This window comes from Dissulfurispira sp. (genome assembly GCF_036745535.1).
In the GTDB taxonomy this organism is placed as follows: domain Bacteria; phylum Nitrospirota; class Thermodesulfovibrionia; order Thermodesulfovibrionales; family Dissulfurispiraceae; genus Dissulfurispira.
In genome coordinates this window covers 8501-20889 of sequence record NZ_DAIOFX010000030.1, presented here as the reverse complement: position 1 = coordinate 20889, position 12389 = coordinate 8501, and the positions used below count along the sequence as shown (strand labels likewise).

General features: G+C 43.3%; 12 protein-coding genes, 1 pseudogene and 1 riboswitch. Of the genes and pseudogenes, 1 reads left to right on the top strand and 12 read right to left on the bottom strand.

Annotation, left to right across the window (positions count from 1 at the left end; all coding sequences use genetic code 11):
* Positions 1-112 precede the first annotated feature (112 nt).
* From V7L97_RS06770 to V7L97_RS06745, 6 genes are all read right to left on the bottom strand, one after another.
* Positions 113-460 carry a hypothetical protein gene (locus tag V7L97_RS06770; RefSeq protein ID WP_333654448.1) on the bottom strand — a complete coding sequence of 116 codons (348 nt, stop codon included), beginning with the start codon at positions 458-460 and terminating at the stop codon, positions 113-115.
* A 10-nt stretch (positions 461-470) separates the two neighbouring features.
* On the bottom strand, positions 471-752 hold the full coding sequence (locus V7L97_RS06765; protein WP_333654447.1) for a flagellar basal body-associated FliL family protein: 282 nt from the start codon (positions 750-752) through the stop codon (positions 471-473).
* A 306-nt stretch (positions 753-1058) separates the two neighbouring features.
* Positions 1059-1709 (bottom strand): response regulator transcription factor, encoded by a 651-nt coding sequence (locus tag V7L97_RS06760; RefSeq protein ID WP_333654446.1) that lies wholly within the window; start codon positions 1707-1709, stop codon positions 1059-1061.
* A 7-nt stretch (positions 1710-1716) separates the two neighbouring features.
* On the bottom strand, positions 1717-2790 hold the full coding sequence (locus V7L97_RS06755; protein WP_333654444.1) for a GGDEF domain-containing protein: 1074 nt from the start codon (positions 2788-2790) through the stop codon (positions 1717-1719).
* A gap of 20 nt (positions 2791-2810) precedes the next feature.
* A complete protein-coding gene (locus tag V7L97_RS06750; RefSeq protein ID WP_333654442.1) occupies positions 2811-3323 on the bottom strand; it encodes a CBS domain-containing protein in 513 nt (170 codons plus the stop codon).
* Between the two features lie 355 nt (positions 3324-3678).
* Positions 3679-4347, bottom strand: coding sequence for a sensor histidine kinase (locus tag V7L97_RS06745; RefSeq protein WP_333654439.1), 669 nt, complete (start codon positions 4345-4347; stop codon positions 3679-3681).
* A 289-nt stretch (positions 4348-4636) separates the two neighbouring features.
* Between V7L97_RS06745 and V7L97_RS06740 the strand changes: the two genes are divergently transcribed.
* A complete protein-coding gene (locus tag V7L97_RS06740) occupies positions 4637-5335 on the top strand; it encodes a diacylglycerol kinase (RefSeq protein ID WP_333654437.1) in 699 nt (232 codons plus the stop codon).
* Positions 5336-5384: 49 nt separating this feature from the next.
* A riboswitch (cyclic di-GMP riboswitch) is annotated at positions 5385-5463 on the top strand.
* Here the strand turns inward: V7L97_RS06740 and typA are convergent.
* From typA to rimP, 6 genes and pseudogenes are all read right to left on the bottom strand, one after another.
* Positions 5436-7345 (bottom strand): annotated as a pseudogene (typA, locus tag V7L97_RS06730) (translational GTPase TypA). (Overlaps the previous riboswitch by 28 nt.)
* 58 nt (positions 7346-7403) lie before the next feature.
* The gene (locus tag V7L97_RS06725; protein ID WP_333654449.1) at positions 7404-8153 is read right to left on the bottom strand and encodes a prepilin peptidase; all 750 of its coding nucleotides are present in this window, start codon (positions 8151-8153) and stop codon (positions 7404-7406) included.
* 22 nt (positions 8154-8175) lie between these two features.
* On the bottom strand, positions 8176-8487 hold the full coding sequence (locus V7L97_RS06720; RefSeq protein ID WP_333654435.1) for a hypothetical protein: 312 nt from the start codon (positions 8485-8487) through the stop codon (positions 8176-8178).
* A 9-nt stretch (positions 8488-8496) separates the two neighbouring features.
* Entirely contained in the window at positions 8497-10611 is a 2115-nt protein-coding gene (gene recG / locus V7L97_RS06715) for an ATP-dependent DNA helicase RecG (RefSeq protein WP_333654433.1), read from the bottom strand.
* On the bottom strand, positions 10601-11716 hold the full coding sequence (gene nusA / locus V7L97_RS06710; protein ID WP_333654431.1) for a transcription termination factor NusA: 1116 nt from the start codon (positions 11714-11716) through the stop codon (positions 10601-10603). The genes recG and nusA overlap by 11 nt, the downstream gene beginning before the upstream one ends.
* Positions 11717-11730: 14 nt before the next feature.
* Positions 11731-12192: a ribosome maturation factor RimP gene (gene rimP / locus V7L97_RS06705; protein WP_333654429.1), complete on the bottom strand. Its 462-nt coding sequence runs from the start codon at positions 12190-12192 to the stop codon at positions 11731-11733.
* Between the last annotated feature and the right edge of the window lie 197 nt (positions 12193-12389).

Genomic DNA, 12389 nt, shown 5'->3' with positions numbered 1-12389 from the left:
AGAAAAACTCAACAATACTGCAACTGCGATTTTAAGACTCGTGCTGATCTTCATACGCCGTTACCCTCCATTGATTTAATATTTTGTTATTTATCCCCATTGGTATTGCCGATTAATTCATAACAGGGCCATCATACATGCCTGATTTTTGAGCTTCATTTAATTTCTTTGCTGCCTTCTGCAAGATGCTAAGCGCGGAATGAAAGGTATTGATCGAGTCGTAAAGCCTGTTCAGTTCGTTGGTCAGGGATTCCATTTCTCTGTTCAATGCTATCAGTTCAAGCGAGTCGTATGCCTTCCCGCATTTTCTGCATTTGTATTTTCTTTTGACCTCGTAATATTCAAAAATACTGTCTGAGCTTATATCTTCGATGTCCATCCTGCTCTTGCATTCAGGACAGACCATGTGCTTATCCTGATTTCTCTTTGAGCCGAAAAGGGAAAGAAAATTTTTAATCATAAACACTCTCCTACTGCATTACAAAATCAGTAAAATAAATATTTTTAACATTGCCTTCGCCCAGTATCCCGTTCAATTTCGTAAGCAGTTCGTCTTTAAGCTGCTGCTTCCCTCCAAACGATGATATTTCATCGGGCATCTTGCTTGTAACAAGCATAATGATTGCATCCCTGATGGCACCCGTTTTTACCTTTGCCTTTTTTGTTGCAGTCGATGATGAAAGCTCAAGGTTTATAGAGAGTTTTAAAAATCTGCTACCCACATTCAGGATAAAGGGTTCTAACTGAAACATTGGCGTTTCTGCATTCTTTTTTGAAGAATTGCTGGCGTAACTATCGGTTGTAAAAACAGGGCACAGAAGACAGAGGACAGCTAATAGACAAATCAAATATAAGAGACCTGTTTTAACCATCTGATTTGTAAACTTTTTTTTGGGGGTAATAGAACATATCCTATGAGTAATTTGGCCATTACTGCAGATAAGCATTTTTCTGTTTTCTTCAGCATTTTGTCCATATCAAAAAATAAAATAGCACACCATGATGTAAAATTTCTATTTGCGCTGAATTTTACAGCTTCAGGTTGCATATATTCAATATCATAGCGGCGTCAGTCCTTCCCTTATTGCATATTTTGTAAGTTCGGCTACATTGTTTATATTCAGCTTATCTGTTATGTGCTGCCTGTGCGTTTCGATGGTTTTTATGCTGAGGTTTAACATCGAGGCTATCTGTTTTGTGCTTTTGCCTTCTGCCATAAGCTGGAGCACCTCCCTTTCCCTGTGGGTCAGGATGGAGAAGACCGAGGTCTTTAAAGTCTCAAGGTCGTTTATGTAGTTTTTGATTACAATCCGCGCTATTTGAGGGCTGAGGTAGTTCTGCCCGGCTGCCACTGATCTGATTGCATATGCCAGGTCGTCGGAAACACAGTCTTTCAGCAGATAGCCCGATGCACCGGCCTTTAGCATTTCAATAACGAATTGTTTGCTGGAATGCACCGATAGGGCTATTACCTTAACATTAGCGCACCCAGAGGTAATTTGACGGGCAGCCTCGATGCCGTTTAGTCCGGGCATTGTAACATCCATTACCACCACATCAGGCATCAGTTCCCTTGTCAACCGAACCGTTGTTCTGCCGTCGCCTGCCTGTGCAATCACTTTGATGTCTGGATGTTTTCGAAGTATGGCTGCCAGTCCTTCCCTTATTATGTTGTGGTCGTCTGCCAGGATGACATTTATCTTTTTCATGAGAATATTATTTTGTTTTCCCCTCTTTTTTGGCTTTATATAATCTGTCGTCTGCTGCAATCAGTAAATCCACGGAAGAGTCGCCGTCTTCGGGAAACGAAGCTATTCCTAAACTAATGGTTATCGTTATCCTGCCTCCGTAAGGAATTGCTATCTCCTCCATGGAAATTTTTTCCCTTAATCTCTCTGCAACATGAGCTGCCGTTTCTTTATTTATTTCGGGCATGACTATTACAAACTCCTCTCCTCCGTATCTGCTTAAAATGTCTGCATCCCTTATGTTTTTTAGCATTATGCGGGCGAGGGATTTCAGTATTGCATCCCCTGCAACATACCCGTAAGTGTCATTTAATTTCTTGAAATCGTCAATGTCCGCTATTGCCAGCGATAGTTGTCTCTGGCACCTCTTGCTTAATTCCAGATCTTTATGAAGAAACTCATTGAGAAATCTCCTGTTGTAAAGGCCGGTGAGGGGATCTGTGGTGTAAAGCTTTACCTCATCAGTGATATCTCTTAGTATTAACTGGATTTTCCCTCCGCAATTTTCTTCTTCTGTTTTTATAAAAAAGCCAGATATTTCGTATATCTCTTCGTCCCTTTTTACCTTTATGTCCTCAACCTTGTTGAATCTGCCGAGTGTTCCGTATATCTTTTCCCACTTCTCATGGGGAATGAGGCGGGTGACGGGTTTATTTACAATTCCATCGCCGAATTTCTTTACAGCCCTTTCATTTGCCCAGATTATCAATTGTTCTCTGCCAGCATCCACTATTTCCAGCAGCATCTCGGGAAGCAGATTCAGAATATCTCTTGTATGTCTCAGTTTTCTTTCTATAAATGCGGTGTAGTCTCCTTCAAGATTATTTATCATATCCCTGTTTGTAATTATGCCTATGGCATTGCCGCTCTGGTCTTCGATAACAACACTTCTTATTTTCTTCGTATTCATGATTCTGACAGCGGTGATCAATGAATCTTCCATTCCGACAGAGACTACCGGAGAGGACATGAATTTAAAAACAGACTCACTTAATGATATGTTGTTCCTGACTATCTTCAGGATGTCCTTTTCGGTTATCATGCCGACTGCTCTGCTGCCCTTTATAACAGGGACAGAGCTGATTTTGTTTTCTGTAATTTTTTAAGGGCCTCATTGAGAGGGGCTTCTGGGGCTATGCTTATCAGAGGCTTGATGCTTTCTCTTATGTGTCTGATTTTTATGGTTGAGCGGTAAAAGTCGTCTTCGAGGTATTTAATTATGTCTTGCTGTGTAATAATTCCCTTGAAATTGTTGGAATCATCCGTGAGTATTATCCTCCTGATATTGTTTGCCACCATCAGGTTTAAGGCATAGCCTATTGCCTTATCTTCTTTTATTGTTATGGGGTCTTTCCTGGCACAATTCATGGCAGGGCTATTCAGGTCTACACTCCTGTAGAGAATCTCCACAATGTCCTTTTCTGTAAGGATTCCCACAGGTATGGCGTCGTCGAGTATGACCACAACACCCTTGCCGTTTGAATCCATCAGCTCAACTGCCTGTCTTAAGGATGCGCTCCCGGCAAGATGCAGGTCTTCTTTACAGACAATGTCTTTAAGGTACAAACCTATCATATATTTACTTTGTTGTCTGTTTTTCTAACAGGATAGAAATTTAAACCAAATGCATGGATAAAATCTATCGGGAAATCCCTGATTGGAGTGTAAATTATTTATTAATTTTCCCCCAAATTGAGTGATTTTGCAAGGCAGGCACTGCTCAAAGACTTTAAAAAGCCCTCGTTCATGTGCATATGAGAGATAACAGATGCATTATCCATCAAGTATCCAATGTAGTAGATGACGGATACAGGATAAATTATTTGCAAGCGCAGAGTTTAAAGTCTCCCGCAGCACCTGCCTTGCAAATTTAATATAAAATCGCTTAATTCAGGTTTTCAGAGGGTTGTTTTTATGCATAATTGAACAGCTATGAACTAACAGGAACTATTATGGATATGCTGGTTCCAAATCCATGTCTTGATTTTATCTCCAACTGTCCTCCAATGCCTTTCAACCTTTCGCGGATGCTGAAAATGCCAAAACCTGTGTGAAGACCTTTGTTATTGATAGTGGAGGGGTCAAAACCGACGCCGTCATCGGAGACATTGATTTTGATAAAATCTCTGTCTTTTTCGAGAGAAACCCTTGCAATATTGGCATTCGCATGTTTGACTATATTAAAGAGAAGTTCCTGCACTGCTCTAAAGATCAGAACAGATGTCTCGTCATTTATGCGGCTGACTCTTTTATCGCTGCTGAAATAGATTGTCAGCCTGTATTTACCATGGAACCTCTCGCAGAGGCTTTCAAGCGCAGATGGCAGACCAAGTTCATACAGGTCAGGCGGGCTGAGGTCGAATGTCATGGCTCTGATATTGTTAATCGTCTGCTCTATTATCTCCGATATTTCATCGAGGGGCTCTGCATAAATAGTAGAGGACAGTGATTCTTTCAGCATTTTCAACTTTATTAAGGACAGGGCAAGCGTTTGTGTAATATTGTCGTGGAGATTTGATGCAAGCTGCCTTCGCTCTTTTTCTTCTGCCCAGAGCAGGTTAAATGCCATGGATTGAGGGCGGTTGTTATTATAAGCCATGATATAATTATACAATGAAAATTCGCCCTATGCTCGCAAAATCATCCAGCCTGTCTCCGAAGCAAAGACAGCCCGCTTAGGCATCCATGCCACGCCTGGGCTGTCCAAGTCGCTCTGAGACCATACCATTGCCTGACAGACGCAAGTGTCTGAGCGAAGCGAGTTTTGCGGCTGCAGCGTAAGGAGCATTAGAACTGTCAAAACAGAGCTTCTGAACGAAAGAGACTTATCCTTATCGCTGGATCACGGTATAAATAAAGTTACCAATGTGTTTGGGGTATAATAATATATGCCTTTAAGAAAATGGATAGACAGCGCAAATAATGCCATAGAGGGAATCCTGCATGCCGCAAAGACACAGAGACATCTCAGGTACCATTTTTATTCAGCAGTTGCAGTCCTTGTTTTAAGTTATATCCTCGGCGTGGAGAGGACGGATTTCCTGATAATCTCCATTGCCGTTATCCTCGTACTGCTTGCGGAAATGATTAATACTGCTATCGAATATGTTGTGGATATGATTTCACCGGAACACAGCGAAAAGGCAAGGATTACAAAGGATGTGGCTGCCGGAGCGGTTTTAATCACCGCTTTTGGCGCTGCAGTCCTCGGATATATAATACTGTTCCCCTATTTCAGCAGGGCATTTGAGCAGGGCATCGATATTGCCAAACATTCGAAGGAAGAGATCACGATTATCTCTGTTATCCTCGTTTTGATTATCGTGGTGGTGCTCAAGGCATATTCGGGCAAGGGGCATCCCCTGCGCGGAGGCATGCCAAGCGGTCATTCTGCGATAGCATTTTCAGCATGGGTTGCGGTTACATATATCACAGAAAGTTTTATTGCCTCTCTCTTAAGTTTTCTGTTGTCCGTTCTCATAGCCCAGAGCAGGATAGCGGTAAAGGCGCATACGCCCCTTGAGGTGATCGCAGGCGCAGTTTTAGGGTCCGGACTCACCCTTTTATTGTTCATTATTTTTTATTGACAGTTAACACGTTTTGTGGTAATTCTTTTATATAGAAAGGATGTGTCTCTCCCGATAAGGCTGAACCCTCTGTGAGGAGGGGGCGGAAAGCGACGGGTCTTCAAACAGAAGATGGCCGGGTTGCCGAAGGAGAATCTTCGGTAAGCTCGGCCTTTTTGTTTATGCTTAAAGGGGATATTGCCTTCGGCCTTTTGTTTGCCTCTAATACCTTTTTCCTGAGCCTTATGGATTGAGGCGTTACCTCAACAAGTTCGTCTTCCTTGATGAACTCCAGCGCCTGCTCCAGATTCAATATCCTCGGAGGTATCAGTTGTATCGTATCATCAGCGCTTGCAGCACGCATGTTCGTGAGCTTCTTTTCCTTTGTGACATTTACATCCAGGTCATTGTCCCTTGAGTTCTCTCCAATAATCATTCCCTCGTAAACAGGCGTATTCTCTTTTATAAAGAGTGTGCCTCTCGGCTGCAAATGGAAGAGCGCATATGTGGTTGATTTGCCTGCTCTGTCTGCAACGAGGGCTCCTGTCTGCCTCTTTGACATTGGGCCGTGCCACTGCTCATATCCGTCAAACAGATGGTTCAAGAGTCCTGTTCCCTTTGTATCTGTCAGAAACTGGGACCTGAAGCCGATCAATCCACGTGAAGGAATCCTGAATTCAAGCCTGACTCTGCCGTGTCCGTTGTTCTGCATCTTCTGCATTCTGCCCTTTCTCATTCCGACCTGTTGCGTTACAACGCCGACAAATTCTTCAGGTACGTCTATGACAAGCAATTCCATCGGTTCATGCAGGACGCTGTTTATTTCCTTTGTTATGGTCTCCGGCATGGATACAGAGAGTTCGTATCCCTCCCTTCTCATCATTTCGATAAGGATTGCAAGCTGCAATTCCCCACGTCCCATTACCTTAAATGAATCAGTATTATCAAAACCCACTTTAATAGAGACATTGTAGAGGAGCTCTTTTTCGAGCCTTTCCCTTAGATTCCTCGATGTCACGAACTTCCCTTCCTTTCCTGAAAAGGGAGATGTATTGACAGAAAAGACCATGGATATTGTAGGCTCATCCACCTTTATTCTCGGAAGAGGCATCGGCCTTTCAATATCGGTGATTGTGTCGCCTATATTTATGCCTTCGATCCCTGCAAGGGCAATGATGTCGCCAGCAGATGCCTCTTTTGCCTCCATTCTTTCCAATCCCTGGAATGTGTAAATGGAGGTTATCTTTGTTTTTACTGCATCGCTGTTGCCGTTTATCATGGCCACTGCATCTCCTACCTTTACTGTGCCTGAAAAGATTCTTCCGATTGCAAGTCTTCCCACATAATCGTTGTAGTCTATATTCGTGACAAGGAGCTGCAAGATGCCATCCCCTTTGCCTTCAGGTGAAGGAATGGTTTTGAGTATGAGGTCAAAGAGGGGCTTCAAATTTTCTGATTCATCGTCCATATTAAGCGTTGCAATACCCCTTTTGGCATTTGTATAAACAATGGGGAATTCTAACTGCTCTTCGGATGCGTCAAGGTCTATGAATAAATCATAGACTTCGTTTAAAACTCCCTGAATCCTTGCATCGGGTCTGTCGATCTTGTTGATTACCAAAATTGGCGGCAATTTCAATTCCAGCGCTTTTTTAGAACAAACCTTGTTTGCGGCAAAGGGCCTTCTGATGCATCAACGAGCAAAAGCACGCCGTCAACCATTTTCAAAGTCCTTTCCACCTCGCCGCCGAAGTCTGCATGACCTGGTGTATCGACAATATTTATCTTTACGCCGTTGTATTCAACTGCTGTGTTCTTTGCCATTATTGTGATCCCGCGCTCACGCTCAAGGTCTATGTTGTCCATGACCCTTTCCTGAACCTGCTGGTTGGAGCGGAATATTCCAGCCTGTTTCAGCATCCCGTCAACAAGGGTTGTCTTTCCATGGTCGACATGGGCAATAATAGCTATGTTTCTTAAATCCCCCCATAAAACCTCACTTTTAGTTGTTTGGTAAACGCAGGTGTGCATACGGTAAAAAGCTTTACAGATGCATGATTTTAACTGCGGACGTTTTATTTCAACCTATTTACATGCGAAAATACCACTTCAGGATCTCGCCGCCGAAAAACAGGGTAATGATTGAGCCGAAAGCCAGAAACGGACCGAATGGTATCTTTGTCTTTCTTCCCTTTCCCTTAAAAACCATGAGAAATATCCCTACCAAAGAGCCAACAAGGCTTCCTATGAATGTTGCAAGGAAAACAGCCTTCCATCCCATGAATGCGCCCACCATGGCCATGAGTTTGATATCTCCGCCTCCCATTCCTCCCCTGCTGAGGATTGCAATGAGATAAAATAATCCGCCGCCTATAAACAAGCCTGCAATGGAGTTTTTAAAGCCAACGACTGAAAGGCTGAAGGCTGAAGGCTGAAGGCTGAAAGGATCTGGGAGCAAAAAAGATGCTGATAGAAGGCCAATGACAATTCCCGGAAGTGTTATTACATCAGGTATTATCTGAAAATCCAAATCAATAAAGGTTATCACAATCATCGCAGACACAAAGACAAAGAGAAAAGGCAGATGCCATCCATATCCAAAAAAATTGAAAACCGACCAGTAAAGGATTCCATTCAGTAATTCAACTATGGGATAGCGGATGGAAATGCTTTCACCGCATTTCCTGCATTTGCCTTTTAAAAGTAGATAGCTCAGTATGGGAATATTATCCCATGGCTTAATAGGCGTGTTGCAGGCAGGACATGAAGATGACGGTCTGATAATAGACATATCTCTCGGCAGCCTGTATATGCAGACATTCAGGAACGACCCGACTATGAGGCCAAAAATGAAAAAAAAATCATGCCACTATCCTGCTTATCTCCGATGCCCTTTCGATTGTCTCTTTTATTTCAGGCTCAAGTGTCTCAAGCTCCTTTACGGCATCCATGACATCTTTATTGGCATAAATATTTTTTTCTTTCCCCCTCATTGCATAAACCTCTTCCCCAATCTTTCTCATCAACTCATCCCTGCGTTTTTTTAATTCCTCTGATTTGTACAGCAGTTTAAAGACCGTGATCTCAACCCTTATCCTCTCCGAAAGCAGAGATGAGAACCACTTGATCTTTTCAATAGCCTCACCAAAATCCTTTTTTATCCTGCTGAACATAAAACCTCCCTATGCTGTTTTAAATATCTCAAGCCTCTTTCCCCAGAAATCCTCGATGGATTTTCTGAGCTGCGGATAGCCCGTAAGTGCTGAATCCCTTTCTATAAGGGAGAACGCCTCTTTTCGGGCCATTTCAAGTATTTTAGCATCCCTTAAAAGATTTGCAACCTTTAAGTCAGGCATGCCCGACTGCCTCGTGCCAAAAAATTCTCCGGGGCCTCTGATATTCAAGTCCTCCTCGGCTATCCTGAAGCCGTCTGTGGTCTTAACCATTACCTCAAGCCTCTTCCTTGCATCCTCGCTTCCGCCGTAACTCAGTAAAATACAGTATGACTGGCTGCTTCCCCTTCCGACTCTTCCCCTCAACTGGTGCAACTGGGCAAGGCCGAATCTCTCTGCATGTATTATAACCATCAATGTCGCATTTGGCACATCTACTCCAACTTCTATTACGGTTGTTGAGACAAGGATGTGTATATTGCCATTTTTGAATTCCTTCATCACTTCTTCCCTTTCGACTGGTTTCATCCTTCCGTGAATCAGATTCACTTTGAGATGAGGGAATATTTTCTGGAGCCCCTCTGCCCCTGTAATTGCGGATTTAAGGTCTGTTTTTTCCGACTCTTCAATTACAGGATAGACCACATATGCCTGCCTTCCCTTTCTTGTCTCTTCCTCGATTAAGGAGTATATCTGGTTTTTATTTTTTTCGGAGAAGAGTTTTGTGATAATAGGACTCCTGTTTGGAGGAAGCTCGTCGATTACGGAATAATCGAGGTCGCCGTAGAGTGTCAGGGCAAGGGTTCTCGGGATCGGGGTTGCCGTCATTATCAATGTGTCGGGAATTACCCTTCTTCCTTTTTTCCTTAATGTTGCCCTCTGCATTACACCGAATCTGTGCTGCTCATCTATTACAATAATTCCCAGTTTTTTGAACGACACGCCTTCCTGAATCAAGGCATGTGTTCCGATGACAATATCCGCATCTCCAGATGCAACGACTTCAACCTCTTTGTTTTTCTTGCTTCCTGTAAGGAGATGGATATTTAATCCTAAATCTTCAACAAGCCTGTGAATGTTGATATAATGCTGCTCTGCAAGTATCTCTGTGGGTACCATCAATGCGGATTGGTAGCCGCATTCCACAGCAGCAAGCATTGACATAAGGGCAACTATTGTCTTCCCTGAACCCACATCTCCCTGTAAGAGCCTGTTCATGGGGGCAGACGACTGCATGTCTTTAAGTATGTCTTTGAATACTCTTTCCTGGGCACCGGTGAGTTTAAAAGGCAGTTTGTTAAGCAATCCGTTTATTAGTCTGCCATCAGGAGAAAAAACAATGCCTTTTTCAAGCACCTCTCCCTTTTTAACGGCTGCAAGTCCCAGTTGAAGCGTGAAGAGTTCATCAAATGCCAGTCTCTGATGAAAGGGGCTTGTCCCTCTGTTTAAATCATCTAACGAAGATGTTGGAGGAGGGAAGTGCACATTTGATATGCTTTCCTGTAAATCCGGTAAATTGTATGCCTTGATTATCTCTGAAGGTATCGGGTCTGATATGGCTGATACCGAACTGTTAAGGACTGAATACATGATGTTTCTCAATTGCTTCTGGCTCAGGCCTTCGGTTGACCGATAGATGGGCGCTATCCTGCCGGTGTGTATGCCCTGGGCTGAAGGATTGGGCTCATTATCATTTTCATCCAGTATTTCATACTCTGGATTGATTATCTCGAAACCAGTTCCCCGGTAATTGTATTTTACTGTCCCGTACAATACTACTTCCTGTCCCGGTTTGAATATCTTTTTAAGATATGTCTGATTAAACCACTTTGCCCTGAGAAGCCCGCTTCCATCTGATACGGCAAGCTCGAATATCTTTAGTTTCGGCCGTCGAGGATTTGGGATAATGACATCAGCTTTTAGTATCTTGCCTGTAACGGTATTTATTTCTTCTGGCCTGAGAAGTGCTATTTTTTTAATGGAGCTTCTGTCTTCGTATCTGTAAGGCAGATAAAAAAGGGCGTCTCTTACTGTCTTTATTCCAAGACGGTCAAGCAGCCTTGCCCTCTGGGGACCGACACCCCTTACATACTGAACGGGAGATAATAAATCATTACTGCTCATTTTTATCAGATTTCTCTGATTCTCTCTTTATAGTCTCATCAAGTGATTTGCCTGCTTCTTCCATCTTGATTTTTGAATACTCTGATTCGCTTAATATCTCTATCTCCCAGCCTGTAAGCTTTGTTGCCAGTTTTATATTCTGTCCGCGCTTCCCTATGGCAAGGGACAACTGCTGGTCATCCGCAATTACCATTGCGGTCTTTTCCTCTTCATTTATTCCGACCCTGTCCACAGCTGCAGGTGTAAGCGCCCTTGCAACAAATATGCGAGGGTCATCGCTCCATGGTATTATATCAATCCTTTCTCCGCGCAGCTCCCTTACAATGGACTGAACTCTCGTTCCCTTCACGCCGACGCAAGCGCCCACTGCATCTATAGCAGTGTCCTTAGAGGATACCGCTATTTTTGTCCTTTCACCCGGCTCTCTTGCAATGCCTTTTATAATGACAACTCCATCGTGTATTTCCGGAACCTCCATCTTGAAGAGGGCGACAACAAAGTTCGGGTCTGTCCTTGAGAGCACTATGACAGGGCCTTTTGGCGTCAGTTTTACCTCGGAAAGATATGCCTTAACAATATCCCCTCTTTTCAGGGTTTCATTAGGCAGTGTTTCCCTCTGGGGAAGAGACGCCTCTGTCTTTGCAAGGCTGATGTAATAATTTCCTTTTTCCTTCCTCAGTACGGTGCCGCTGATTATCTGTCCTGTCTTGTCTTTATATTCCTCGTAGATAATATCCCTTTCAGCCTCTTTTACCTTCTGGAATATGACCTGCTTTGCTGTTTGCGCTGCTATCCTGCCGAAGTCCTGTAAGGGTATCGGGATTTCAATTGTATCGCCTATTCTCTTGTCGGGGAATAACTCCTTTGCCTTTTCTAACTGGATCTCTTCATCTTTGTTTGTGACCTTTTCCACTATCTGCTTAAGCTCGAAGACCTGTATGTTGCATGTTTTCGGCTCTATGCGCAGATCTATGTTGGTCCTGCCGCCGAATTTCTTGCGGACGGCGGAAAGAAGGGCTGCCTCCAGCACCTTTAATAAGGAATCCCGTGAGATGCCCTTTTCCCTGCTGATCTGATCTATTACATAACAGAGTTCCTTTGACATGGTCGATACCTCTCTTAAAATTCTATTTCAAGCCTTGCCTTAGAAATTTTATCCATAGGGATAAAAATATCCTTCTTATCGAGTTTAAGCCTTATCCAGCCCTCTCCAACATCGATAATTCTGCCAATGAAGAATGTCTGATTGTCTATTTTCTCGGTTGTGATAATCCGTGCAAGCTTTTCTATGTTCCTTTCAAAGTCGGCCTGTGTTGAAAGCGGCCTGTCAAGCCCTGGAGATGATACCTCCAGCACATAGGGCCCTTTTATCGGATCCTCCACATCCAGCAGTGCCTCAAGGCTTCTGCTTATTTTTTCGCAGTCTCCAACTGTTACCCCGCCCTCTTTATCCACAACCACCCTGAGCATTGTTCTTTTGCCTGTGCCCAAAATATCAGCACTGACAAGCTCCAGGCCTTCGTCCTCGGCAACCCGAGATGCGAGTTCAAAAATTTTCTGTTTTATAGCAATTCTATCCATATATCCTGGCCATATGTTCCGGTAAAACAAAAGAGTGGGAAGACCCACTCTTTGCATTTGTAAAGAATAAAAAAGATATTAAAATATAACAGTTTTTGCCCTAAAAAAGCAACACCATGAGGGTTTAATTGCCCTCATGGTGTTTTTATTGACACTACTTCTTTGGAGCTTCTGCTGGCTTCTCAGGAGCCGGAGCT

Bases quoted from the DNA above. Each gene is read 5' to 3' on its own strand.
- V7L97_RS06770 (WP_333654448.1), bottom strand. From the start codon at position 460: ATGATTAAAAATTTTCTTTCCCTTTTCGGCTCAAAGAGAAATCAGGAT.
- V7L97_RS06765 (WP_333654447.1), bottom strand. From the start codon at position 752: ATGTTTCAGTTAGAACCCTTTATCCTGAATGTGGGTAGCAGATTTTTA.
- V7L97_RS06760 (WP_333654446.1), bottom strand. From the start codon at position 1,709: ATGAAAAAGATAAATGTCATCCTGGCAGACGACCACAACATAATAAGG.
- V7L97_RS06755 (WP_333654444.1), bottom strand. From the start codon at position 2,790: ATGATAACCGAAAAGGACATCCTGAAGATAGTCAGGAACAACATATCA.
- V7L97_RS06750 (WP_333654442.1), bottom strand. From the start codon at position 3,323: ATGATAGGTTTGTACCTTAAAGACATTGTCTGTAAAGAAGACCTGCAT.
- V7L97_RS06745 (WP_333654439.1), bottom strand. From the start codon at position 4,347: ATGGCTTATAATAACAACCGCCCTCAATCCATGGCATTTAACCTGCTC.
- V7L97_RS06740 (WP_333654437.1), top strand. From the start codon at position 4,637: ATGCCTTTAAGAAAATGGATAGACAGCGCAAATAATGCCATAGAGGGA.
- V7L97_RS06720 (WP_333654435.1), bottom strand. From the start codon at position 8,487: ATGTTCAGCAGGATAAAAAAGGATTTTGGTGAGGCTATTGAAAAGATC.
- recG (WP_333654433.1), bottom strand. From the start codon at position 10,611: ATGAGCAGTAATGATTTATTATCTCCCGTTCAGTATGTAAGGGGTGTC.
- nusA (WP_333654431.1), bottom strand. From the start codon at position 11,716: ATGTCAAAGGAACTCTGTTATGTAATAGATCAGATCAGCAGGGAAAAG.
- rimP (WP_333654429.1), bottom strand. From the start codon at position 12,192: ATGGATAGAATTGCTATAAAACAGAAAATTTTTGAACTCGCATCTCGG.